This window comes from Acuticoccus sediminis (assembly GCF_003258595.1).
Taxonomy (GTDB): Bacteria; Pseudomonadota; Alphaproteobacteria; order Rhizobiales; family Amorphaceae; genus Acuticoccus; species Acuticoccus sediminis.
Map to the genome: position 1 here is coordinate 235,127 of NZ_QHHQ01000008.1, position 23,814 is coordinate 258,940.

Consider the following 23,814-nt stretch of genomic DNA (forward strand, 5'->3'; position numbering starts at 1 on the left):
GGCCCGGCGCGGAGGCCGGCGGGCGTGCTCATTCGTTGATCCCGCTCTCTTCGATCAAGGCGCCGCCGACGAGGAGACGGAGCGCGTAGACGGCGAGGGTCAGCCAGAAGATGCCCATGCCCGCGAAGATCACCGCCTCGGGGATCCACATCGGCGTCGCCGCCGTGGTCATGGAGATCGTGCCGCGCTGGTAGTTCCGGCTGACGCTGATCCAGAAATACTTCATCACGAACGCCATCACCGCGAGCGTCACGAGGCAGAGCACGACCTCGAGCGCGCGGCGGGCGCGGCTCGGCAGCTTGCCGAGGACGATGTCGACCCGCACGAGCTTGCCCTGGCGCAGCGCGTGGCCGAGCGCGAGGAACACCATCGCGCCGAGGCCGTAGCCGACGAACTCCTCCAGCACCTGCGTCGACGTGCCGAAGAAGGAGCGCAGGACGATCTCGGTCAGGATGTGGCCGGTGATGAAGACCATGATCGCCGCGGCGCACCACGCGGCGACGAGCGCGAGGGCGCCGGCGATCCGGTCCAGAACGTCGACGACGGCCTTCACGGGCGCCCGCCGGGCGACCGGCCGCGCCGGGCGGAACGGCGCGGGTCACAGGCAAGGTGGGGCGGCGCGGTCCTGCTCACATCTCGCTCCGGTGCGGTGGACGGGCTGCGCCGCGGAGCGCGTCCGTGGCGCGCACCCGCGGGCCGGGGGTCAGCGGCCGACCGCGGCGAGGTATTCGTCTAGCGCCTTGGCGTTGTCGCCGGCACGGGTGCGCCAGTCGTCCAGCACCGGCTGCGCCGCCTCGCGGAGGGCCGCCATCACGTCCTCCGGCGCGTCTTCCGCGACGGTGACGCCCGCCTGGCGCATGCCGGCGTAGTTATCGGCGACCTGGGTGGTGAGACGGTCGAAGGTCCGCTTCGTGGTCTCCGCGCCGGCGTCCATGACCTCGGCCTGGATCTCCTCCGGCAGGCTGTCCCACACGTCCTTGTTGATCGCGATGGTCGACAGCGGCACCGCCCAGTTGATCTCGGTGAAATTGGGAAGATACTCGTAGATGCCGGATGCAAAGCCGAGGTCGGCGGAGGTGACGACCGCGTCGATGGCGCCGGTCGACAGGGCCGGCAGCACGTCGCCCCAGTTCATGTTGACGGCCGCGGCGCCGGCGCCGGTGAAGGTCTGCAGGCTGTTGAGGTCGAAGGCGCGGATTTTCAGCCCCTTGAGGTCGTCGAGGGAGTTGATCGGCTTCTTGCTCCAGATCCCGCTCGGCGGGAACAGGCCGTAGCTGACGACCACCTGGTTGTAGTCCTCGAACGCCATGTCGACGTAGGGGGCGATGATCTCGTGCATCGTCGTGACGTCGGAATCGGTCTGGATCAGGAACGGTAGCGTCGACAGGAGGAAGATCGGGTCGTAGCCGCCGTAGTAGGACATCGGGTGGCGGGCGAGCTGGACCGCGCCGTCCTGCACCGCGGTGAGGTGGTCGACGCCGCGGTAGCCGAGCGAGCCGTCGAAGTGGTGCGTGATCTTCACCGCGCCGTCGGTCTTCTCGGTGACGAGTTCCCCGAAGACGACGTCGGCGACACCGTCGGACGAATTGCGGCCGAAGGTGTTGGGCATGTCCCAGCTGTACTCCTGCGCGGATGCCGGCGCGGCGAGCGTCGCCACTGCGAGCCCGACGAGAGCTGCCGTCTTCAGGAACCGTGTCGCCATGGAGTGTCCTTTTGCGCTGGGTGAGGCCGCCGGTCGGCGCCCGGATATGCACAATACAGGACCGTATGGTCGCGGCCGAGATAGTGTCAATGCGGTGAAATTTTACCTGCGCAAACTTTACGCAACTGGCTGCGAAGTGGACGGCGATTGCTGACGATTTGGCGTCGAGGCGGCCAACCGTGCGTTGACCGGTTTCGCCCGGCAAGGCTACCTTGGGCCGACTTTCCTGACAGTGGTGTATGGATGCTGCGGCTAGGTGTCGATATCGGCGGAACTTTCACGGATTTCGCCCTCGTTGAGAGCGCGGGCGGGCGATCCGCCATCCACAAGCGGCTGACGACGCCGGACGATCCCGCCCGCGCGGTGATCGAAGGCGTCGAGGCGATCGCCGCCGCCGAACAGATCGCCGTCGCCGACATCGCCGAGATCGTCCACGGCACCACCCTCGTCACCAACGCCCTGATCGAGCGGCGCGGCGCCCGGGCGGGCATGCTCGTCACGAAGGGCTTTCGCGACACCTTCGATATCGGCAAGGAGGTGCGCTACGACCTCTACGACCTGCGCCTGCGGTTCGCGGATCCGCTGGTGGAGAGGCGCCTGCGCGTCGAGATCCCGGAGCGGATGCTGGCGGACGGAACGGTCCATGTCCCCCTCGACGAGGAGGCCGTCGCCGCCGCCGTCACCCATCTCGTGGAGGAGGAGGGGATCACCGCCCTCGCGATCTGCTACCTCCACGCCTACGCCGACCCGGCGCACGAGGAGCGCTCCGCCGCGATCGCCCGCGACCTCTACCCGGACCTCTACATCTCCACCTCCTCCGGCGTCTTCCCCTACGCCCGCGAGTTCGAGCGGTGGACCACGACGTGCGCCAACGCCTACGGCCAGCCGATGGTCGACGCGTACCTCGCGCGGCTCGAGGAAGGGCTGGAGCGGATCGGCTTCACCGGGCACCTCGCCATCATCGGCTCCGGCGGAGGGCTGATGACGCTCTCGACCGCGCGCCAGCACCCGGTGCGGCTGCTGGAGTCGGGGCCGGCGGCCGGCGTCCTCATGGCGGCCCGCATCGGCCAGGTGCTGGACGTCGACAACCTCCTCGCCTTCGACCTCGGCGGGACCACGGCCAAGGGCGCGCTCGTCCGCGGCGGACGGCCGTTCAAGGCCTACACGTTCGAGGCCGCGCACACCTACAAGCACAAGAGCGGCAGCGGCCTCACGCTGCAGATCCCGGTCATCGACATGGCCGAGATCGGTTCGGGCGGGGGGAGCATCGTCTCGGTGGACGAACTGGGCCTCCTGCGCGTCGGGCCGCGCTCGGCGAGCGCCGTGCCGGGGCCGGCCTGCTACAGCCGCGGCGGCACCGACCCGACCCTGACCGACGCGAACCTGACCCTCGGCTACCTCGACCCCGACTTCTTCCTCGGCGGGCAGATGGCGCTCGACGCCGCGGCGGCCGAGAACGCGATCGCGGCCCGCACCGCCCCGCTCGGCCTTGAGACCATCCGTGCCGCCTGGGGCATCCACGACATCGCCAACGAGGACATCTCCCGCGCCTTCCGGATGCACGCCACCGAGCGCGGCTTCGACTACCGCCGCTCGGCCATGGTGGCGTCGGGCGGCGGCGGGCCGATCCACGCCGCGCGCATCGCCAGGAAGCTGAAGGTTCCGCAGGTCATCTTCCCGGCGGGTGCGGGCGTCATGTCCGCGTTCGGCATGCTCGTCGGCGCCACCTCGTTCGAGATCGTGCGCTCCTACCGGGCCATCGTCGGTGCCATCGACACCGAGACGTTCACCGCCACCCTGCGCGAGATCGAGGCGGAGGCGACGGCCTACCTGATCGAGGCGGGGCTCTCGCCGGACGACATCACCATCGAGCGCCGGCTCGACATGCGCTACGCCGGCCAGGGCTACGACATCGAAGTGGCGGTCCCCGGCGACCGCGCGGCCGGCGATATCCCGGCGGCGCTGCCGGACCTCTTTGCGACCGCCTACCGCGCGACGTTCGACACCACGCTCGACCAGCCGCTGGAGATCGCCTCCCTCAAGGTCGAGGCGATCGGGCCCCGGCCGGAGCTTCCGGTCTCCGCCGGCAACACCGGTGTCGGCTCGGTCGAGGGGGCGAAGAAGGGCACCCGCCGCGCCTACTTCCCGGCGGCCGGCGGCCTCGTCGACTGCCCGGTCTACGACCGCTACCGGATCGCGCCGGGCGAACGGCTCGCCGGCCCCTGCCTTGTGGAGGAGCGCGAGTCGACGATCCTGCTCGACGCCGGGGACGTCGCAGTCGTCCACCCGTCCGGCAGCGTCGTCGCAACCATTGCCGTGGAGGGCAGCCGATGAGCGATACCGCGGGCTTCGACGCCGTCGACCTCTCCATCTTGTGGGAGAGGCTCGTCTCGATCACCGACGAGGGCGCGACCGCGCTGATCCGCACCTCGTTCTCCACCCTGGTGCGGGAGGGCTTCGACCTCTCGGTGCTGATCTTCGACGCGGACGCGCGGATGATCGCGCAGTCGACCAAGTGCATCCCGGTCTTCATCGGCACCGCGCCGATCACACTGTCGCACATGCTGGCGAAGTTCCCGGGCGAGACGCTGGACCCGGGCGACGTCGTGATCTCCAACGATCCGACCATCGGCACCGGCCACATGTACGACCTCGCGGTGATGCGGCCGATCTTCCGCGACGGGGCGCTCGCCGGGTACGCCATGTCCATCACCCACCTGCCGGATATCGGCGGCATGGGCTTCTCGGTGTCGGCGCGCGAGATCTACCACGAGGGCCTGCGCCTCCCCATCACCAAGCTGATGGTGAAGGGAGAGCTGAACGCCGACCTCATGGAGCTCATCAAGCTCAACGTGCGCGTCCCCGAGCAGGTCGCCGGCGACATCCACGCCAACCTCGCCTGCACCGCCGTCGTCGTGCGCCAGGTGCTGGAGTTCATGGACGAGTACGGCCTCGACAGCCTGGCCGCTCTCGCTGACGAGATCCTCGCTCAGTCTGAGAACGCGGTGCGCCAGGCGCTCCTCAGGATGCCGGACGCCGAATACACGAGCGAGGCCGACGTCGAGGCCTATGACGAGATCCGCACCCTCAGGTGCCGCGTCGTGAAGAAGGGCGACCGCCTGCGCATCGACTTCGAGGGGACGGGGCCGTGCGTCGGCGCCGGCATCAACGTGCCGTTCCCCTACACGCGGGCGATGGCGCTCTATGCGATCAAGTGCATCACCACCCCGTCGATCCCCAACAACGACGGGGCGACGGCGCTGATCGAGGTGGTCGCCCCGGTGGGCTCCATCCTCGCCGCCGTGCCGCCGGCACCGTCCGCGGGCCGGCACACCATCGGCCATTTCGTGGTGCCGCTGATCTTCGACGCGATGGCCAGGATCGTTCCCGACCGGGTGATGGCGGCGAGCGGCCTCATCGACATCATGACCTTCCAGGGCCGCCATGCGGACGGGCGGGAGATGGCGGCGAACTACTTCGTCTCCGGCGGCTTCGGCGCGCTGCAGGACCTCGACGGGCGGCAGACCACGCCCGGCTCCTCCAACATGGGAACCACGCCGATCGAGGTGTTCGAGCCGTTGAGCGGCCTGCTCGTGGAGGAGAAGGCGCTCCTGCCGGACAGCGGCGGCGCCGGGACCTTCCGCGGCGGCGCAGGACAGACGGTGGTCCTCGTCAACGCCTCCGGCAACGACATGGTGCTCTTCTCCATGGCCAACCGCACGCGCTTCGCCGCAGAGGGCCTCTTCGGCGGGTTGCCCGGCGCGAAGCGCAGCCACATGATCGACGGTCAGGAGGTGGTCGGGCAGGGGCGCCACGTGATGCCGCCGGGCAGCCGCCTGACGCTGCGCCAAGCCGGCGGCGGCGGCTACGGCCCGCCGGAGGGCCGCAGCACCGCCGACATCGAGAAGGACATCGACGACGGCTTCCTGACCCGCGACGGCGCCGTCGCCGCCTACGGCGAGCGCGCGCGCGGCGCGGGCGGGTAGGGAGCGGACGGTTGGCCGGGAAGGCACCCCGGACGTGGTGAAGGCCGGGGGCCGTGGCAGCGGGGCCGCCGAGGGCTCGGTGGGGGCCCCGGCCGGTCCGGGCGCGGCGAGCCCCCTGTCGCGCCAGAGCTGGATCGACGCCGCCCGCGCCGCCGCCACGGCCCAGGGGATCGGTGCGGTCAAGGTGGGGCGCCTCGCGGAGGCGCTGGGTGTCAGCCGCGGCAGCTTCTACTGGCACTTCGCCGACCGGGACGACCTCCTCGACGCGCTCCTGCGCGACTGGGCGGACGAGACGAGCGATCCCTTCCTGCGCGTCGTCGGCACCGGCGAGCCGATCGACCAGATCGTGCGCTACTGCGAGGTATGGCTGTTCGATCCCACGTTCGAGCCGGAGTACGATTCGGTGATCCGCGACTGGGCGCGCACCGACGACCGCGTCCAGGACGTCGTGCGCGGCATCGACACCCGCCGGCTCGACGTCCTCGTCGAGCTCTTCGGCGCCCTCGGCTACGAGGCGCCGGAGGCGGACGTCCGGGCCCGCGCGCTCTACTATCACCAGATCGGCTACTATTCGTTGAAGATCGCGCAGTCGCTGGAGGAGCGGCTCGAGCTCTTCCCGGTCTACTTCCGCGTCCTCATCGGCCTGCCATTGCCGCCCTGGAGCCGCGCCTCCGCCGCCACGCGGGCCGGGGCCTAGCGGTCCGTTCCGGGAGCCTCGTCCCACTGCGGGGAGGCCGGGGCCTCCGGCGGGCTCGGGACCCACCAACGATCAGTCCCGCCTGACCGCCGGAGCCGCCGTCGCGCTTTCCCCCTGGCAGCGTCCGGGACCCGGCGCAAGGGCAAGCGGCTTCGCCGGCCTCCGGCCCCTTGCACCGGGTCCCGGACACTGCCCTTCGGGGGGCGCGACGGCGGCTCCGACGATCAGGCTCCCGCCCCGGATTGTGTGGGCGCCGCACGAGGGGGCGGTGTGAACGGGGAGCTGGTCGCGGGGCCGCGACGCCTTTTGGAGTGCCTCGGCCGGGCGGGATGCCGCGCCTCAGGCGGCTTCCTCGTGCCTTGTCCGTCGCGAGCGCTGCGCCGCGCCGACGCCGATCCAGAGGAGCATACCCGACATCGCCAGCATCACCGCGTTGCCGGCGAGCGCGCCGGAGTAGCCGAAGGTGGTGAGGTCGTGTACCAGGCCGACGAGGATCGGGCCGATGACGAAGCCGGCGTCCGCAATCGCCCGCTGCGTCCCCATCGCCGGTCCGAAGAGGTTCGACGGCGTGATGTCGGCGATCGCCGCGGCGACGGACGGGCCGTTGAAGCCGGAGCCGATCCCCATCATCACGAGCGCCGTCCAGTAGAAGACGTCCTGGTCGGAGAAGGCGACGATGAGGAGCGCGGTCGCGACCACGGACGTCGAGAGCGCGGCCACCGTCACCGCGCCGAAGCGCGTCGTCGCCGGGCCGACGAGCGGCAGCATCGCAGCGTTCGCCACCGCCGAGGCCGTCAGCGCGAGGCCGATCAGGTCGACCGACAAGCCGAAGCGCTGATTGCCGACCAGCGGGATCGCCAGCCACTGCGCCGCCGTGCGGGTGAAGAAGATCCAGAAGGTCACCGCGCACAGGAGGACGTAGGCCCGGTTGCGCAGGAAGGCGCGCATGGTGATCGGCGGGCCGCTCTCGTCCGCCTCGTTCGGCTCCGGCTCGGCCGGCTCCCGGAAGGCGGTCAGCACCAGCACGAGGGCCGCGGTCGCCACGACCGCGTAGCCCCAGAACGGCGCCGCGCTGCCGAACCGCGCCGCCAGGAAGCCGCCGAGCGCTGGGCCGACGCCCGCGCCCAGCAGCAGGAAGCCCTGGTAGAGCGCCATCACGTAGCCGCGCTTGCCGGGCGTCGAGAGCTGCACCAGCACCGCCGCGGATGTCGTCATGTAGATGCCCGACCCGATGCCTTGCACCAGACGCCAGAAGAGCAGCATCTCGAAGGTGTCCGACATCGCCGCCCCGACGGCGCCGACGGCGATGAGCGCCGGTCCCGCCGAGAGAAAGGGCCGACGTCCGAACTTCTCGGAGAGGATGCCCGCCGGCACGTTGGCGATGAGGCGCCCGACGCCGAACAGCGTGATCAGCATGCCGACGAGGGCGCCGCCGACACCGAATTCCATCGCGTAGAGGGGCAGGACCGGAGCGACGATGCCGTTACCGGCCATGACGAGGCTGATGAGGACGAGGAGGATCGCGAGCTGGGGCCGGCGACCCAGAACGGAGGACCGCAACGGGAGTTGGAGCGCCAAGGTCGGGGGTCCTTGTAGACGGTGTGTGAGCGGAACGGGCGGCCGGCGCCCCGCGACGGAGTGCCATTCCTTCGGAACATAGGGCCGTTCGCCGGGAAGGAACCCGCCGTCGCACCCCACCGTACCACGTGCCGTTCAGACTTTGTTACAATATGCGGACAATGCGGACGAAAAGGTCATCGCCCCCCGCGCCGGGGTGGCGCTTTGGCACCGCATCGGCCGCCGCAGGCGGGCCGCGCGGCCGTCCGGGCGCCGGCGCGAAAGATTGTCGTCGCCTTGCGATGGATCGGTGTCGCCGGGTGGAAATCCTGTTAGCCACCGAATTCGCGGGGCGAGGAAGAGGGCAGGCATGCCCCGCGGCATCGGGGAGGGGAGAGAATGGCCGACGCCTCATGGATCGACGGATTCGACGAGCTCAACCGGCTGCCGGCGGACCTCCGCGACACCCTGGTCCGGGGGGCCAGGGTGATGCACGCACCCGCGGGCGCCGAGGTCTTCCACCCGGGCCAGTCGGTCGACAACCTCCTCCTCCTGATCGAGGGGACGGTGCGCGTGCAGCAGCGCTCGGAGAACGGCCGCGAGATCCTCCTCTACCGTGTCCACGCGGGCGAGACGTGCGTCCTGACGACCGCCTGCATGCTCGCCTTCGAGGAGTACTCGGCGGAAGGGATCGCCGAGACGGACGTCGTCGCCGTCGCGATCCCCCGGCGGACGTTCGACGACCTCGCGGCGCGCTCGGCCGAATTCCGCGAGTTCGTCTTCCGGGCGTATTCGCGGCGGATCACCGACCTCTTCACGCTGATCGACCACATCGTCTTCCAGCGCAAGGACGTGCGTCTCGCCGCGCGCCTCCTCGAGCTGGCGCAGGACGGTCTGGTGCGCGCGACGCACCAGACCCTGGCGTTCGAGCTCGGCACCGCGCGCGAGGTCGTCACGCGCACGCTCGCCGAGTTCCAGCGGCGCGGGTGGATCGAGCAGTCGCGCGGCATGGTGCGGATCCTCGACCGGCCCGGCCTCGCGCGGCTATCCCAGTCCGGCGCCGACTGACGCGCTCTGTGACTTAGTCACCGACGGCCGCCCGCGCGCGTGCGATCACGAGGCGCCTTCAAGGGCCTCGAAATGGAGGGTCGCACCATGAAGAACGTCGGGCCGGTCGACCGGCTGATCCGCGCGGTGGCGGGCATCGCACTCCTGATCGCCGCATTCACGGCGGCGCCGCTGCTGGCGGGATGGCCGCACTACGTCGCCCTCGGCGTCGGGACCGTCCTCGTCCTGACGGCCGTCGCCGCCTTCTGCCCGGCCTACCTGCCGTTCGGCATCAGGACCTGCCGGACGCGCTGAGCACGGTTCCGGCCGTGGCGGTCGCGGCGCCGCGACATGAAACCCCGCAACGGGACTAGGGAGCGAGACATGGGCTACGTCACTCACCCCGAGGTCAGGCCGGAGGTCACCGGCTTCTTCGACCCGGCGACCAACACCATCAGCTACGTCGTCAGGGACCCGGCGTCGAATGCGTGCGCCGTCGTCGACAGCGTGATGGACATCGACTACGCGGCCGGCCGCATCTCCTACGGCCACGCCGACGGGATCATCGCGTTCGTCCGCGAGCACGGCCTCGCGGTGGAGTGGCTGATCGAGACGCACGTCCATGCCGACCACCTGTCCGCCGCGCCGTACATCCAGGGTCGGCTCGGCGGTAAGCTCGGCATCGGCAAGAACATCGTCATCGTGCAGGACACCTTCGGCAAGATCTTCAACGAGGGCACCGAGTTCCAGCGCGACGGCTCGCAGTTCGACCGCCTGTTCGACGACGGCGACACCTACACGGTCGGCGGTATGGAGTGCCTCGCGATCCATACGCCGGGTCATACGCCCGCCTGCATGACGCACGTGATGGGCGACGCGGCCTTCGTCGGCGACACGTTGTTCATGCCGGACGGCGGCTCCGCCCGCGCCGACTTTCCCGGCGGCGACGCGGGTACGCTCTACGATTCCATCCAGAAGGTCCTGTCCCTGCCGGACGCGACGCGGCTCTTCATGTGTCACGACTACGGGCCCAACGGGCGCGACATCCGCTGGGAGACCACGGTCGCGGACGAGAAGGCGCACAACATCCACGTCGGCTGCGGCAGGACGCGGGACGAGTTCATCCGGATGCGCAACGCGCGCGACGCGCAGCTCGACATGCCGCGGCTCATCATTCCGTCGCTGCAGGTCAACATGCGCGCCGGCGAGCTGCCGCCGGCGGACGAGAGCGGGCGCCACTTCCTGAAGGTGCCTGTCAACACGCTCTGACGGACCGCCAGCACCGTCCATCAGCCGAGGGGCCCGACACGGTCCCCGCCAGAGTACGCGGGAAGGAGACACCATGGATCCAAGACGGATCGACGACCGCCTCAGCGTCAGCCCGCAGATCACCGCGGCCGACGTTGCCGAGCTGAAGCGCCTCGGGTTCCGGGCCATCATCTGCAACCGGCCGGACGGCGAGGGCGCCGACCAGCCGACGTTCGACGAGATCGAGGCCGCGGCGAAGGCCGTGGGGCTCGCCACGCGGTATCTCCCGATCGCCTCGGGGATCGTGCTCGATGGCGATGCGGACGACTTCGCCCTGGCGCTGGGCGAGCTTCCCGGCCCCGTGCTCGCCTACTGCCGCTCGGGCACGCGCTCCGCGACGCTCTGGTCGCTGAGCCAGGCCGGGCGCCGGCCGCTGCCGCAGATCCTCGCCGCCGCGAAGGCCGCCGGCTACGACATGAACGGCGTCGCCCGCCGGATCGCCAACGGCGGCCGCACGCCGACGGACGTGGCTGATGCGCGCTACGACATCCTCATCGTCGGCGCGGGGGCGGCGGGGATCGCGGTCGCCGCCAGCCTCAGGGCGCGCAGCGAGAGCCATTCGATCGCGGTCATCGATCCGGCCGACATCCACTACTACCAGCCCGGCTGGACGATGGTCGGCGGCGGCGTGTTCGAGCCGCAGATCACCGCGCGGACCATGGGGTCGCTGATCCCGGACGGCGTCACGTGGATCAAGGCCGCCGTCGCCGCGTTCGAGCCGAAGGACGACGCGGTGATCCTCGACGGCTGCCGGGTGGTGAAGTACGGGCGCCTCGTGGTCTGCCCGGGCCTGAAGCTCGACTGGGGCAGGGTGAAGGGGCTGGAGGAGACGCTCGGGCGCAACGGCGTCACCTCCAACTACCGGTACGATCTCGCCCCCTACACGTGGCAGCTCGTCCAGTCGCTCCAGCGTGGCCGGGCGATCTTCACGCAGCCCCCGATGCCGATCAAATGCGCCGGCGCGCCGCAGAAGGCGATGTATCTCTCCGCGGACGCCTGGAACCGGCGCGGCGTTCTGGACGACATCGACATCCACTTTTGCAACGCGGGCGGCGTGCTCTTCGGCGTGAAGGACTATGTGCCGGCGCTGATGACCTACGTGTCGGCCTATCACGCGTCGCTGGACTTCTTCCACAACCTCGTCGCGGTCGACGGGCCGGCGCGCCAGGCGACCTTCGAGGTGAAGGCACCGGAGACGGAGGCGAAGACCGTCACGATGGACTTCGACTTCCTGCACGTCTGCCCGCCGCAGACCGCGCCGGACTTCATCCGCGTCTCGCCGCTCGCCGACGCCGCCGGCTGGGTCGACGTCGACCAGGCGACGCTGCGCCACAGGACGTACGACAACATCTGGTCGCTCGGCGACGTGATGAACGCGCCGAACGCCAAGACGGCGGCCGCCGCGCGCAAGCAGGCGCCGGTGGTGGCGGAGAACGTCATCGCCGACATCCAGTCCCGTTCGCCGGCGGCGCAGTACGACGGGTACGGCTCCTGTCCGCTCACCGTCGAGCGCGGCAAGATCGTGCTGGCCGAGTTCGGCTACGGCGGCGCGCTGAAGCCGAGCTTCCCGCGCTGGCTCATCGACGGGACGAAACCGAGCCGTCTCGCCTGGCTCCTCAAGGAGCGGATGCTCCCGCCGATCTACTGGAAGGCGATGCTGCGCGGGCGCGAGTGGCTCGCCAAACCCGAGAAGATCCAGGCGGTGCCGCAGCCGCCGAAGACCGCCGGGTAGGGCGCCCCGGCGATCGGCTTTCGGACCTCGTTGCAGGAAAACCTGTAACGATACCTCCACATGGTGGCGGAAAACCCTGACGGCCCGGCGCGAAAGACTTCTCCCGGTGGTCCCGCTCAGTAATGTGGAGCGGGAAACCCGGGGGAACGCCTTGATGCTTTCGCGACGACAGACGCTGGCCGGACTGCTCGCCACCGTGGCGGCGACGGAGACCGTCATCGCACAGGTGCCGATGCCGAGGGAGGCGCCGCTCAGCGCGAACATCGACAGCGGCGCGCTGGCGCCCGGCAGCTTCGTCTGGCACCCGGAGCTGTCGCCGGAGGGGCCGGTCATCATCATCGTCTCGCTGAGCGAGCAGCTCGTCCACGTCTACCGCAACGGGATCGAGATCGGCGTCTCCACCTGCTCCACCGGCAAGCCGGGGCACGACACGCCGACGGGGGTCTTCCTGATCCTCCAGAAGGACCGCGACCACCACTCCTCGACCTACAACAACGCGCCGATGCCGAACATGCAGCGCCTCACCTGGGGCGGTATCGCGCTGCACGCGGGGAACCTTCCCGGCTATCCGGCCTCGCACGGCTGCGTGCGCCTGCCGAAGCAGTTCTCCGAGCTGATCTTCGGAATCACGCACCTCGGCATTCCCGTGATCATCGCCGACGAGGCGAGCGAACCCGAGGCCGTCTACCACGCCGGCCTGATGCTCCCGCCGGAGGCGGAGGCCGAGGCGAATGCGGCCATCGTCGCCGCGGCGAAGAAGTCCCACCACCCCGTCGACGCGACCACGCAGACGCACGACGTCGTCTCGATCCTCATCTCGGGCGCCGACAAGGCGGCAATGATGTTCATGGACGGCATCGAGGTCTGGTCGTCGCCGGTGCGCATCAAGGATCCGGAGCGCCCGCTCGGCAACCACGTCTACAAGCTGATGGCCGCCGACCCGGACGGAGCGGGGGCGCAGTGGCTCACCCACCCGATCCAGGCGGTCGACGGCGGGGACACGGCCGGCGAGGCGCTGTCGCGGGTGACGATCGAGAACTGGGCCGAGGCGGTCGAGATCCTGGGCGGTCTGCGCCCCGGCTCGACGCTCGTCGTCACCGACCTGCCGACCGGCGACCACACCCAGAGCTCGGGCGACTTCGTCATCATGCGTTCCGCCGAGGTCTGATACGGCCGCAGCGCCCTGCCGGGACGGGTCATCGCGTCTCCGGTGCTTTCCATGCAAGGGAACGCCCGGACCGTGCGGGCGCGGCGTGGCCGCCTGCATTCGCGTCGACGCCGCGTTGATTTAACTCAATGGGCGCAGCCGGCATGTGCGCTCAAATGGGAAGGAGCGACCAAGACAAAATAGTTCAGGGAGGACGCGCCATGGCGCTGAAGTCCATCATCTGTCTGTTCGACGGGACGGATCCCGATGTCGCGGCGTTGGAGACGGCGATCGCGATCGCCAAGGCGCGGAGCGCGCACCTGCGCGTCGTCCATGCGCACTTCCCGTTTCTCGTCTACGGTGGCGGACGCGGCGGATATCTCCTGTCCGACGACACCTGGATCGAGGCGATCAACCGCCAGCAGTTCCAGCAGGAGGCGAACGCGCACAGCCGCGCCAAGGAGGTGTGCCAGCGGCTCGACCTGCCGCTCGACGGCGAGGGCAAGACCTTGCCCCACGCCTCGTTCGTCCCGGTCCACTCGACCATCGCGGCGGACCTGCTGCGGGAGCTGTCGCTCTGCGATCTCTTGGTCCTCGGGGGCAAGGCGCAGGGCGACGGGCTGGAGAGCAGTGTCGCCGAGATGGCGCTGTTCTCGAGCGGGCGGCCGGCCCTCATCGTGCGGCCGCGTGACGACGGTGCCACCCCGCAGTTCGACGGGGAGCGCCTGGCCGTGGCCTGGAACGGGGGGCCGCAGGTGGTGCGCGCGCTCGTCGGCGCCATTCCGGTGATGCGCCATGCGCGCGACGTCGTGTTGCTGAAGGCCGAGGGGCACCGGCACACCGGCGCGACCAGCGGCGACACGACCGCGCTCGTCTATCTGGACGCGCACGGCGTCAACGCGTCGCTCGAGGTCGTCGAGATGGAGCACCGGTCGGCGGCCGAGGCCGTCCTCGACCGAGCCCGCGAGCTGAAGTGCGCCGGACTCGTCATGGGCGCCTACGGCCACAGCGTCTTCCGGGAGATGGTCATCGGCGGATTCTCGCAGCACATGCTGCGGAACTGCGAGCTCCCGCTGCTGATGAGCCACTGACGGGACCGGCCGCCGGGGCTGGCGGCCGGGCGGGGCCGATCAGGGCGTGATCGCCACCTTCAGGACGCCGTCCCGCTGGTGCGAGAAGAGGTCGTAGGCCGCCTCGATGTCGTCGAGCGCGAAGCGGTGGGTGACGAGCGGGCGCGTGTCGAGCCGGCCCGAGGCGATCACCGACATCAGCCGGCGCATGCGCTCCTTGCCGCCGGGGCACAGCGTGGTGCGGATGGTGTGGTCGCCGAGGCCAGCGGCGAAGGCGTCGAGCGGCAGCCTCAGGTCGCTCGAATAGACGCCGAGGGAGGAGAGGGTGCCGCCGGGGCGGATGACCCGCAGCGCCGCCTCGAAGGTCGCCTGCGTGCCCAGCGCCTCGATCGCGACGTCGACGCCGCGCCCGTCGGTCAGCCGCATGATCTCCTCCACCGGGTCGACGGCGCGGAAGTCGACGATATGGTCGGCGCCCATGCGGCGGGCGATGTCCATGCGCGCCGGCACGGTCTCAACGCCGAAGATCGTCGTCGCGCCCATCAGGCGCGCGCCGGCGGTGGCGCAGAGGCCGATCGGCCCCTGGGCGAACACGGCCACCGTGTCGCCGATCTTCACCGCGCCGGACTCCGCGCCGGAGAAGCCGGTGGACATGATGTCGGGGCACATCAGGACCTGCTCGTCGTCGAGCCCGTCGGGGATCGGGGCGAGGTTGGCCATCGCGTCGGGGACGAGGATGTACTCGGCCTGAGCGCCGTCGATTGTGTTGCCGAAGCGCCAGCCGCCGAGGGCCTTGAAGCCGTGTCCCGTCGGCCCGCCGTCCTGCGAGTGGCAGCCGCAGAGGCAGGCCGAGCTCGTGCCGGACGGGGTGATCGCCCCGGCGATGACGCGCTGGCCCTCCGCGTAGCCCTGAACCGCCGAGCCGAGCTTCTCGATGACGCCGACCGGCTCGTGGCCGATGGTGAGGCCCCTCGCGACAGGATACTCGCCCTTCAGGATGTGCACGTCCGTGCCGCAGATCGTCGTGGTCGTGACCTTCACCAGAGCGTCCAGCGGGCCGACGTCGGGCAGGGGCTTCTCGTCGAGGACGATGCGGCCGGGTTCGACGAACACCGCGGCTTTCATCTTCTGCGCCATGGTCGATGGGTCCTTGTGCCGTTCACATGGAACCCGACCGCTACCAGCTCCCGGCCGGGCGCGATTTGAGCGTCGTCAATAATGGGGAACTTATGGGTTGCCGGGGCGAAAGTGCCGCACCGCAGGCGGAGCCTCGCCCGGCGCCGGCGGGATCCCGCGCCGGCGCGCTCTGCCGCGATGGACAGCGGCGCGGGGCGTCCCCGCGCCCGTTCGGCCTCAGGACTGGGCCTGGATCGCGATCTTCTTCGCCTCGGGCTTGCGGGGCTCGGTCGGCTTGGGAACGGTGATCGTCAGGACGCCCTTCGCCATCGACGCCTTCACGTCGTCGGCCTTCACGCCCTCCGGAAGCTCGATCGCCCGGGCGAACGATCCGAACGTCCGCTCCGAGAGGTAGCAGTTGTTGTCCTGTTTTTCTTCGCGCTCGGTCTTCTTCTCACCCTTGATGGTCAGGATGTTCTGGTTGACCTCGATGTCGACGTCTTTCTCTTCGAGGCCCGGAAGCTCGGCGGTCATGATGATGTAGCCGTCCTTCTCGACGATATCCATGCGCGGGAGCGCGGCATGGGGCCAGTCGAAGGAAACGGTCGGCCAACCCCGGGAGAAGTCGGAGAAGACCCGCTCGACCTCGCGCTGGAGGGACACGAACGGGTTGGGGTCAGCCGGAGCCATGTCGGGATGCTTCTTCAGGAATGGGAGATTCATGGCAAGTCGCCCTCGAATTGGCGCACCGCCCTGGTGCGTCTTCGCGCCGGAGGCTACGCGGGCCGCCGAGGCGGTGTTTGCGAATTATCAAATCCCGCGGGGGCCGCCGCAGAGGGAACCGACCCGCCGGTTCCGGGGCGGAACGGGCCGGAGCCGGCGCCTTCCGGGCGCGGGTTTTCGGGGCTCCGTCGATGCCGCCCGCGCAGGTGAGTTTCGACCCTGTCCCGCGCCGGGCCGCCGAGATGCCGTTTCGGTCTCCACCCCGAACGATTCTTCGCAAATCGGTGTTGCAATCGATCAACCTGCAAGTTCAGGATGCGGTCGATCCCGCAACCAGCTCCGGGCTCGCGGCACGGCGGGCGCGGTGATGGGGATCGTCGAATCTTCTGGGCCCGTTCCGCGGCGCTGCTCGGAGCCGGCCGGCGACTTTGGGTGATACGCCGATGTCCCATTCGCCTCCAACCGATCCGTCCGTCCTGACGACGCTGCGCACGGCGCAGCTCACGGCGATGGACCAATGGCGCGCGATGCAGGCCCGAACGCTGGACGCCTTCGGCTTCGGCGCCCGCGAATGCGCCTACAGGATCGTCTCGACGCATCCGACATGGCGACTGCGGCACTACGCGGGGCCGACCGGCGGGACGCCGCTGCTGATGGTGCCGGCGCCGATCAAGCGGCCGTACATCTGGGACCTGTCGCCGAGTGTCAGTGCCATCCGCTTCTGCCTTGCCCGCCAGTTCGATGTCTACCTCATCGAGTGGCAGGCACCGGGGCCAGGCGACGGGGGCGCCGGGATCGAGGCCTACGCCAGGTCGATCGCCACTGCGGCAGAAGGCATCGCGGCGATGCATGGCGGGGCGGCGCCGCTCGTCCTCGGCCACTCGCTCGGCGGCACGCTGTCGGGCATCGCCTGCACGCTGCGGCCGGAGATCGCACGCGGTCTCGTCCTGCTCGGCGCGCCGCTCAGCTTCACGCCCGGGTCGAGCCCCTTCCGCGACGTCGTCGTCGCCAACGGGCACGGGATCTCGCAGGAGCTGCCGGTGCCGGGGGCACAGCTCTCCCAGTCCTGCGCGCTCCTGTCGCCGGGGACATTCGTGTGGCCGCGCTGGATGGACGGCGTCTTCAGTCTGGCCGACCCGGTGGCGTTCGACACGCACGTCCGGGTGGAGCGGTGGGCGCTCGACGAGGTGCCGCTGCCGGGGAAGCTGGTTCACCAGATCGTCGACTGGCTCTACCGCAAGAACCAGTTCCTGGAAGGCCAGCTCGAGCTGGACGGGCGGACGCTGGGGCCGGAGGATCTTCAGGTTCCGGTGCTCGCCGTGGTGAACGACGTCGACGAGATCGGCCCGCGCCTGTCGGTCGAGCCGTTCTTCGCCCGGATGACCGGTGTCGAGACCGACATTCTCGAGCATCCGGCCGAGGTCGGCGTCGGCTTGCAGCACCTCGCCATCCTCGTCGGCCAGAAGGCGCACGCGCAGTCCTGGCCGAAGATCGCCGACTGGATCATGCACCATGCCGGGCGCGGCCCCGTCGCCGATACCGAGAAGGGCCGCGCACCGGCGCGCTCCAGCAAAGGCGCGCGGGCGCCCCGTCGCTCGTCATCCCGTCGCCGGACGGCCGGGTGATGATCCCGAACGCCGCGCCGGGCGCGCCTTAGGTCGCCCCGAGCGACGCCACATCGATCAGGCGCCGGCCCGGCCGGTGTCAGGGGCGCTGCGGGGGCGCGAAGAGCGTGCCGGCCTGCGGCATCAGGCGCTGATGGCGGCGCATCGCCGCCTGCGCGTCGCCGAGGGTCCTGATCCCCGCCGCTTCCAGCATCGGGATCATGTGGAGGAGGACCTGCGCCGTCGCGACCGCGTCGCCCATCGCGGTGTGGCGGGCGGCGGCGTCGATGGTAACGCCGAGGCGTTCGGCAATGGCGTCCAGAGTGTGCGCCTCCGCGGCGCCGAACAACGCCGCCGACAGCAGCACCGTGTCGAGCACCGGCTCGTCGAAGGCGATCCCGTCGGCGTGGCGCGCCAGGATGGCGAGGTCGAACGGGGCGTTGTGGGCCACCAGCGTCTCGGCGCGGGCGAAGCGGTGGAAGGCGGCGACGGCCGGAGCGGGCTCCGGCGCGCTCGCCACCATCTCTGCGGTAATCCCGTGGACGCGGGTCGCGGAGGCGGGGATCGGCCGGCACGGGTTGACCAGCGTCTCGAACGCCTCGCCCTCCAGCATGCGGCCGTTGAGGACGCGGACCGCACCGATCTGCACAAGGCTGTCGCGCTTCGGGTCGAGGCCGGTCGTCTCGGTGTCGAACACCACGTAGGGCAGGGCCGAGAGGGCGATCGACGGATCGACGCCCTGGACGGTGCAGTCGATGAGCGCGAAGTCGAACACCAGCGGGCGCTCGGCGACCACCTCCGGCTCGACGTCCATCGAGATGATGTAGCCGCCGCCGCGCCCGGTCAGGCGCAGCCGGGCGGGGAGCGTTCCGGCACCGTCGGCCGTCGGGAGGTCGATCTGCAGCGGCGCGCCGGCCTGCGCCTTCAATGTCTCGACCGCCGTGCGCAGAGCAGTCTCCTCGAAGTAGCGGAAGACCGAGCGGCCGAGACCGAGCGACGCCACCCCGCCGAGGGCATGGACGGTCTGGCGGTCGTAGAGGGTGATGCGGTGGTTGTGGTCGACGGCCATCACCGCGATCGGGATCTCGGACAGGATCTCCGAGAGCCGGGCCTTCTCGGCCTTGAGTTCCGCCGTTGCCTCGGCGAGGCGCTCCGCGGCCCCCTGGTGCGCCGTCGAAAGGCGCTCGCACAGAGCCGCTGCGGCGGGGGCGAGGTCGGCGAGGTACCGGGCGCTGCTCACCTTGAGCGGAACGCTCAGCCTGCCATGGGCGTGTGCCCGGAGGGCGGCGGCCAGGGCGCCGATGGGACGGGCGACGTTCTCGTCGAAGAGGAGCGCGATCAGTGCCGACGACACGAGGATGCCGAAGGCCGCGACCGCGGCCGGGCCGATCAGCGCGGCCGGCGCGACCCCCTCGCGCACGGCGAGGACCCCACCGAGCCCCACCGACAGGAGGGACACGCCCGCGAGCGCGGCGAACAACAGCGCCATGCGGAGCCTGAGGGAAAGGCGCGGGCCGGACGTCATGTGCAGACGCTCTTCACGACCGGGTTGTCGCGCCCGCTCTCGTACCAGGTGGCGCCTTCGAGGGTGCCGTCCTCCGCGAGCCGGACGCCGGCGGTCAGGTCCGCGCGGCGGCCGGTCGCGCAGTCGAACACGGCGCGCACGCGCGTGGGGGCCTGCCAGCGGGCGAAGACGATCAGGTCCGCGAGGCGCTGGTCCGGCACCTTGTCGTGCGTCCTGATCGAGCCCCGGTCGACGGCGATGAAGCGGTCGACGTACGGGACGGCGTAGGTCCACGGCCGCCAGGGCGCCCGCACCTCGTGGGTGAGGGCGACGTCGACGCCTGAGGGAAGGTCGTCCGTCGTCCGGCCGAACCAGGAATATTCGAGCGAGACCGCGACGATCAGCATGGCGCTGCCGGCGGCGACGGGGACCAGCCAGCGCGGCAGGGTCCTGACGGTTCGCCGCAGCATGAGGGCGGCGCCGCCTCCCAGAAAGCCGGCCGACACGACGGCGATCAACTCGAACAACATCCCAGACCTCCCAGCCGGCCGCGGATGGCGGTGCCGGCGACCGACCCCGGTCCCGGGGCCTTGCTAGCGCATGTTTACAGGACGCCCCGGCCTTGCGTGGCGGCGGCTTGCATCTGTCGCACCACGACGAAGGCGTTGCGAAGGTGGCTGCGCTCGAACTCGCTCAGGACGGCGGGTCGCATGAAATTGTCCGGCCGCTCGCCCTCGCGAACCTGCCGCGCCTGATGCTCGAGCCGCATCTGGGCGATGAGGTCGTAGGCGTCGATGAGATCGTGCCCGCCCTTGTCGGAGATGACGCCCGCCGCCTGCGCGGCCTCGAGCCGGGCGCGCGTGTTCACCGGCGTCAGGCGGCCGCGCAGGGCGTAGATTCGGCCGAGGTCGACGATCGGCACGACGCCGTTCAGCTTCATGTCGAGCGCGTTGCGGTGCTCGCCGGACCGCAGCGTGGCGATGCCGCGCAACAGGTTCAGCGGCGGTGCGTGCTTCAGCGAGTTGGAGACCATGTGCGCGACGAAGATCGAATTCCTCGACGCGGCCTCCAGCGTTTCGGTCTGGAGCCCCGCGTGGAGGCTGGCCGTGCCGCCGATCGGCCGCAGGTCGAACATCACCGAGGCGAGCATCTGCGCCATCGGGTCCGGCCTGTCGATCCAGCCAGTGAAATAGCGGCGCCAGACCGCGACCGGCTGACGCCAGCGCGGGTTCGTCGCCATCATCTCGCCGGGGCAGTAGACGTAGCCGCAAGCGTCGAGGCCGTCGGCGACGAACCGGGCGAGGGCGGCGAAGTAGGCGTCGTCGTCCTTCGTCGCAGCGTCGTCGAGGATGAGGCAGTTGTCCTGGTCGGAGACGCCGGTCTGCTCGCGCCGGCCCTGGCTGCCGCAGGCGAGCCAGAGGTAGGGAACCGGGGGTGCGCCGAGTTCGCCCTCGGCGAGCCGCAGCAGGCGGCGGGTGACGGCGTCGGCGATGTCGGTGATGAGGCGCGTGACGACCTCGTGCCGGTTCCCCGCGCCGACGAGCTGCGCCAGAAGCTTCGGGATGCGCGCCGTCACCGCCTTCATGGCGGGGACGTCGCACGCGGCCGCGAGGTCGCCGATGAGGTCGGCGGAGGTCTCCGCCTGGAAGCGCGTCAGGTCCGTCTTGGTGACGATGCCGGCGACCCCGGCGGGTCCGACGATCGGCACGTGGCTGATCTGCCGCTCGACCATGGCGTGGAGGACGTCGCTGCCCAGCGCATCGGCGGGGAGGGTCAGCGGCTCCGTCGTCATGATCTCGGCGACGGGGCGGCGCGGGTCGAGCTCGGCGGCGACGACGCGGCCGGTCATGTCGCGCACCGTGACGATGCCGAGGATCGAGCCGTTCTCGGTGACGAGGACGCTCGAGATCTTGCGGTCGCGCAGCATCCTCGCGGCGTCGGCGATCGGGGTCGCGGGCGCGATGGTGAGCGGGTCGGTGGACATCAGCGCCGCGACGCGCGTCTCGGCGAGGCTCTTGACGGCGGGCCGGGCCGGCCGGCGGCGCGCGAAGAAGTCGTGGAGCGTTCCCTCCTTGTCGACCAGCGCCATGAAGCGGGGCGCCGGCAGCATGAGGAGGGTGGCGTCGGTGATGGCGATCGCCGAGACCTGCGCCGTTCCGTCGCCGATGAGGCCCCGCTCGCCGAAGGTGTTGCGGGGGCCGAGGAGGGCCAGCGTTTCGCCGGACCCGGTGGAATCGATGATCTGGACCTGGCCGGAGACGATGACGAAGAGCCCCTCGGCGGGGCTGCCGGCGCGGAAGACCGGCGTCGCCGAGGGTACCACGCGCTCCACGAAGCTCGCCGCGATGACGTCGAGCTCGGCGGGGGGCATGGCGGCCCATGGGGGGATCGTGGCAAGGAATTCGGCGGTGTTCATGACCCGACCGTGCGTTGGATCCGGGCGGGACGGGGCCCGCCCGGAGAGAGTGTGGGCCGGGGACGGTACGCCCCCGGTCCCCGGTCAGTGGGCGGAGGCCGCCCCGGCGCCGCGCGGCACGCGGACGCTCTCGACGAGGTCCTTGATGTGCTGCGGCGTGTCGGCCGTGCGCGCGGCCACGAAGTAGGCGACGGCGAAGTTGATCACCGCGCCGACGGCACCGATCGCGGTCGACTGGATGCCCAAGAGCGAGCCCTGGATGGTGTCCGGGAACTGGTTGGTGCCCGGCAGGAAGAACCAGCCCTTGTGCATGAAGATGTAGACGACCGTGAAGAGGAGGCCGGCCAGCATCCCCGCGACGGCGCCGCGGTCGTTGATGCGCTTGGAGAAGATGCCCATCATCAGCGCCGGGAAGATCGTCGCCGCGGCGAGGCCGAAGGCGAGGGCCACCGTCTGCGCCGCGAAGCCCGGAGGGTGGAGGCCGAGGTAGGTGGCGACGGCGATCGCCACGGCCATCGAGATGCGTGCCGCGAGGAGTTCGCCGCGTTCGGAGATGTTGGGGTTGATCGTCGCCTTCACGACGTCGTGGCTGATCGCCGAGGATATGGCGAGGAGGAGACCGGCCGCCGTCGACAGGGCCGCCGCGAGGCCGCCCGCCGCGACGAGCGCGATCACCCAGCCCGGCAGATGCGCGATCTCGGGGTTGGCAAGCACCAGGATGTCGTTGTTGACCGCGAGCTCGTTGCCCTTCCAGCCACGCTGCTCGGCGGTCGCCGCGAAGCCTTCCGACTTGTCGTTATAGTACTGGATGAGGCCGTCCTGGTTCTTGTCGTCCCAGTTCAGCAGCCCCGTGACCTCCCAGTTCTTCATCCAGTCCGGCCGGGCGTCGCCGGCGATCGGCGCCTCGGCGGTGCCGTTCGGGTAGATGGTGTCGACGATGTTGAGGCGGGCCATCGCGCCGACCGCGGGGGCGGTGACGTAGAGGAGCGCGATGAAAACCAGCGCCCAGCCCGCCGACCAGCGCGCATCCGCCACGCGCGGCACGGTGAAGAAGCGGATGATCACGTGCGGCAGCCCGGCGGTGCCGATCATCAGCGACAGCGTGAAGAGGGTCATGTTGATGACCGCGGCGGGGGAGCCGTCCTGCCGGGTGTAGGCCGCGAAGCCGAGCTCCTGGATGACCTCGTTGAGGCGCGACAGCAGCGGCTCGTTGGAGGCGATGTCGTTCGAGAACAGCCCGAGGCCCGGGATCGGGTTGCCGGTGAGCTGAAGCGAGATGAAGACCGCCGGGATGGTGTAGGCGGTGATCAGCACGATGTACTGCGCGACCTGGGTGTAGGTGATGCCCTTCATGCCGCCCAGCACCGCGTACATGAAGACGATCGCCGCGCCGATGAAGAGGCCCGTCGACGCGTCGACCTCGAGGAAGCGCGAGAAGGCGACGCCGACGCCGGTCATCTGGCCGATGACGTAGGTGACGGAGGCGACGATGAGGCACACCACGGCGACGAGGCGCGCCGTGCGGCTGTAGAACCGGTCGCCGATGAACTCCGGCACGGTGAACTTGCCGAACTTGCGCAGGTACGGCGCGAGCAGCAGCGCGAGGAGGACGTACCCGCCGGTCCAGCCCATCAGGTAGGCGGAGGCGGAGTAGCCGGCGAAGGCGATCAGCCCGGCCATCGAGATGAACGAGGCGGCCGACATCCAGTCCGCCGCCGTCGCCATGCCGTTGGTGACCGGGTGGACGCCGCGGCCGGCGGCGTAGAACTCCGACGTGGACCCGGCGCGGGCCCAGATGGCGATGCCGATGTAGAGCGCGAAGGTCGCGCCGACGATCAGGAGATTGAGCGTATATTGGTCCACGGCATCACTCCTCGTCGACGCCGAAGTGGCGGTCGAGGCTGTTCATGCGGATCGCGTAGAAGAAGATCAGCACGAGGAAGACGAGGATCGATCCCTGCTGGGCGAACCAGAAGCCGAGGTCCGTGCCGCCGACCGCGATCCCCGACAGGAGCGGGCGCAGAAGGATGCCGAAGCCGAAGCTGACGAGGCCCCAGACGATCAGGCAGCCGACGATGAGCCGCAGGTTCGCCTTCCAGTAGGCCTCGCCTTCTGACGTCAGGGTAGACGAATGGGTTGTTTCGGCCATCGGCCGTCCTCCTTGATTCTTGCGCGTTGTTGTTCGGTTCGGGGGCTGGCGGGGGA

20 protein-coding genes are annotated in these 23,814 nt (G+C 70.2%); 10 read left to right on the plus strand and 10 right to left on the minus strand.

Going from position 1 to position 23,814, the window contains the following annotated elements; genetic code table 11:
* Positions 1-28 precede the first annotated feature (28 nt).
* Both DLJ53_RS28600 and DLJ53_RS28605 read right to left on the minus strand, forming a co-directional pair.
* Positions 29-553: a TRAP transporter small permease subunit gene (locus DLJ53_RS28600; protein WP_202913407.1), complete on the minus strand. Its 525-nt coding sequence runs from the start codon at positions 551-553 to the stop codon at positions 29-31.
* Positions 554-703: 150 nt separating this feature from the next.
* Positions 704-1,702 carry a TRAP transporter substrate-binding protein gene (locus tag DLJ53_RS28605; RefSeq protein WP_111351637.1) on the minus strand — a complete coding sequence of 333 codons (999 nt, stop codon included), beginning with the start codon at positions 1,700-1,702 and terminating at the stop codon, positions 704-706.
* Positions 1,703-1,945: 243 nt separating this feature from the next.
* Here DLJ53_RS28605 and DLJ53_RS28610 point away from each other — a divergent pair, with 243 nt between their 5' ends.
* The 3 genes from DLJ53_RS28610 to DLJ53_RS28620 are packed head-to-tail and all read left to right on the plus strand — an operon-like array spanning position 1,946 to position 6,385.
* On the plus strand, positions 1,946-4,036 hold the full coding sequence (locus DLJ53_RS28610) for a hydantoinase/oxoprolinase family protein (RefSeq protein WP_202913408.1): 2,091 nt from the start codon (positions 1,946-1,948) through the stop codon (positions 4,034-4,036).
* Positions 4,033-5,688 (plus strand): hydantoinase B/oxoprolinase family protein, encoded by a 1,656-nt coding sequence (locus DLJ53_RS28615; RefSeq protein WP_111351638.1) that lies wholly within the window; start codon positions 4,033-4,035, stop codon positions 5,686-5,688. Before DLJ53_RS28610 ends, DLJ53_RS28615 begins: the two co-directional genes overlap by 4 nt.
* 34 nt (positions 5,689-5,722) lie before the next feature.
* On the plus strand, positions 5,723-6,385 hold the full coding sequence (locus DLJ53_RS28620; protein ID WP_111351639.1) for a TetR/AcrR family transcriptional regulator: 663 nt from the start codon (positions 5,723-5,725) through the stop codon (positions 6,383-6,385).
* Positions 6,386-6,724: 339 nt separating this feature from the next.
* On the opposite strand, the gene DLJ53_RS28625 is transcribed toward DLJ53_RS28620, so the two are convergent.
* The gene (locus DLJ53_RS28625; protein ID WP_146620126.1) at positions 6,725-7,963 is read right to left on the minus strand and encodes an MFS transporter; all 1,239 of its coding nucleotides are present in this window, start codon (positions 7,961-7,963) and stop codon (positions 6,725-6,727) included.
* Positions 7,964-8,341: 378 nt separating this feature from the next.
* Between DLJ53_RS28625 and DLJ53_RS28635 the strand changes: the two genes are divergently transcribed.
* From DLJ53_RS28635 to DLJ53_RS28660, 6 genes are all read left to right on the plus strand, one after another.
* Positions 8,342-9,010, plus strand: a complete 669-nt coding sequence (locus DLJ53_RS28635; RefSeq protein ID WP_111351642.1) for a Crp/Fnr family transcriptional regulator — start codon at positions 8,342-8,344, stop codon at positions 9,008-9,010.
* 87 nt (positions 9,011-9,097) lie between these two features.
* Positions 9,098-9,304, plus strand: coding sequence for a YgaP family membrane protein (locus DLJ53_RS28640; RefSeq protein WP_111351715.1), 207 nt, complete (start codon positions 9,098-9,100; stop codon positions 9,302-9,304).
* A gap of 69 nt (positions 9,305-9,373) precedes the next feature.
* Positions 9,374-10,258 carry an MBL fold metallo-hydrolase gene (locus DLJ53_RS28645; protein WP_111351643.1) on the plus strand — a complete coding sequence of 295 codons (885 nt, stop codon included), beginning with the start codon at positions 9,374-9,376 and terminating at the stop codon, positions 10,256-10,258.
* 73 nt (positions 10,259-10,331) lie between these two features.
* A complete protein-coding gene (locus DLJ53_RS28650) occupies positions 10,332-12,029 on the plus strand; it encodes a bifunctional protein tyrosine phosphatase family protein/NAD(P)/FAD-dependent oxidoreductase (RefSeq protein WP_111351644.1) in 1,698 nt (565 codons plus the stop codon).
* A gap of 154 nt (positions 12,030-12,183) precedes the next feature.
* A complete protein-coding gene (locus DLJ53_RS28655; protein ID WP_111351716.1) occupies positions 12,184-13,197 on the plus strand; it encodes a L,D-transpeptidase in 1,014 nt (337 codons plus the stop codon).
* Positions 13,198-13,397: 200 nt separating this feature from the next.
* Entirely contained in the window at positions 13,398-14,267 is an 870-nt protein-coding gene (locus tag DLJ53_RS28660) for a universal stress protein (RefSeq protein ID WP_111351645.1), read from the plus strand.
* A 39-nt stretch (positions 14,268-14,306) separates the two neighbouring features.
* On the opposite strand, the gene DLJ53_RS28665 is transcribed toward DLJ53_RS28660, so the two are convergent.
* Together DLJ53_RS28665 and DLJ53_RS28670 are read right to left on the minus strand one after the other, a co-directional pair.
* Positions 14,307-15,383, minus strand: a complete 1,077-nt coding sequence (locus DLJ53_RS28665; protein ID WP_111351646.1) for an NAD(P)-dependent alcohol dehydrogenase — start codon at positions 15,381-15,383, stop codon at positions 14,307-14,309.
* Positions 15,384-15,599: 216 nt separating this feature from the next.
* A complete protein-coding gene (locus DLJ53_RS28670; RefSeq protein ID WP_146620127.1) occupies positions 15,600-16,085 on the minus strand; it encodes an Hsp20/alpha crystallin family protein in 486 nt (161 codons plus the stop codon).
* A gap of 443 nt (positions 16,086-16,528) precedes the next feature.
* Here DLJ53_RS28670 and DLJ53_RS28675 point away from each other — a divergent pair, with 443 nt between their 5' ends.
* A complete protein-coding gene (locus DLJ53_RS28675; RefSeq protein ID WP_111351647.1) occupies positions 16,529-17,710 on the plus strand; it encodes an alpha/beta hydrolase in 1,182 nt (393 codons plus the stop codon).
* A 79-nt stretch (positions 17,711-17,789) separates the two neighbouring features.
* Here the strand turns inward: DLJ53_RS28675 and DLJ53_RS28680 are convergent, their stop codons facing one another.
* The 5 genes from DLJ53_RS28680 to DLJ53_RS28700 form a co-directional block, all read right to left on the minus strand.
* On the minus strand, positions 17,790-19,214 hold the full coding sequence (locus tag DLJ53_RS28680) for a 3'-5' exonuclease (RefSeq protein ID WP_111351648.1): 1,425 nt from the start codon (positions 19,212-19,214) through the stop codon (positions 17,790-17,792).
* A complete protein-coding gene (locus DLJ53_RS28685) occupies positions 19,211-19,723 on the minus strand; it encodes a hypothetical protein (RefSeq protein WP_111351649.1) in 513 nt (170 codons plus the stop codon). The genes DLJ53_RS28680 and DLJ53_RS28685 overlap by 4 nt, the downstream gene beginning before the upstream one ends.
* A 74-nt stretch (positions 19,724-19,797) precedes the next feature.
* On the minus strand, positions 19,798-21,609 hold the full coding sequence (locus tag DLJ53_RS28690; protein WP_111351650.1) for a DUF294 nucleotidyltransferase-like domain-containing protein: 1,812 nt from the start codon (positions 21,607-21,609) through the stop codon (positions 19,798-19,800).
* Between the two features lie 84 nt (positions 21,610-21,693).
* Positions 21,694-23,472 carry a sodium:solute symporter family protein gene (locus tag DLJ53_RS28695; RefSeq protein WP_111351651.1) on the minus strand — a complete coding sequence of 593 codons (1,779 nt, stop codon included), beginning with the start codon at positions 23,470-23,472 and terminating at the stop codon, positions 21,694-21,696.
* A 4-nt stretch (positions 23,473-23,476) separates the two neighbouring features.
* On the minus strand, positions 23,477-23,758 hold the full coding sequence (locus tag DLJ53_RS28700; protein WP_111351652.1) for a DUF4212 domain-containing protein: 282 nt from the start codon (positions 23,756-23,758) through the stop codon (positions 23,477-23,479).
* Between the last annotated feature and the right edge of the window lie 56 nt (positions 23,759-23,814).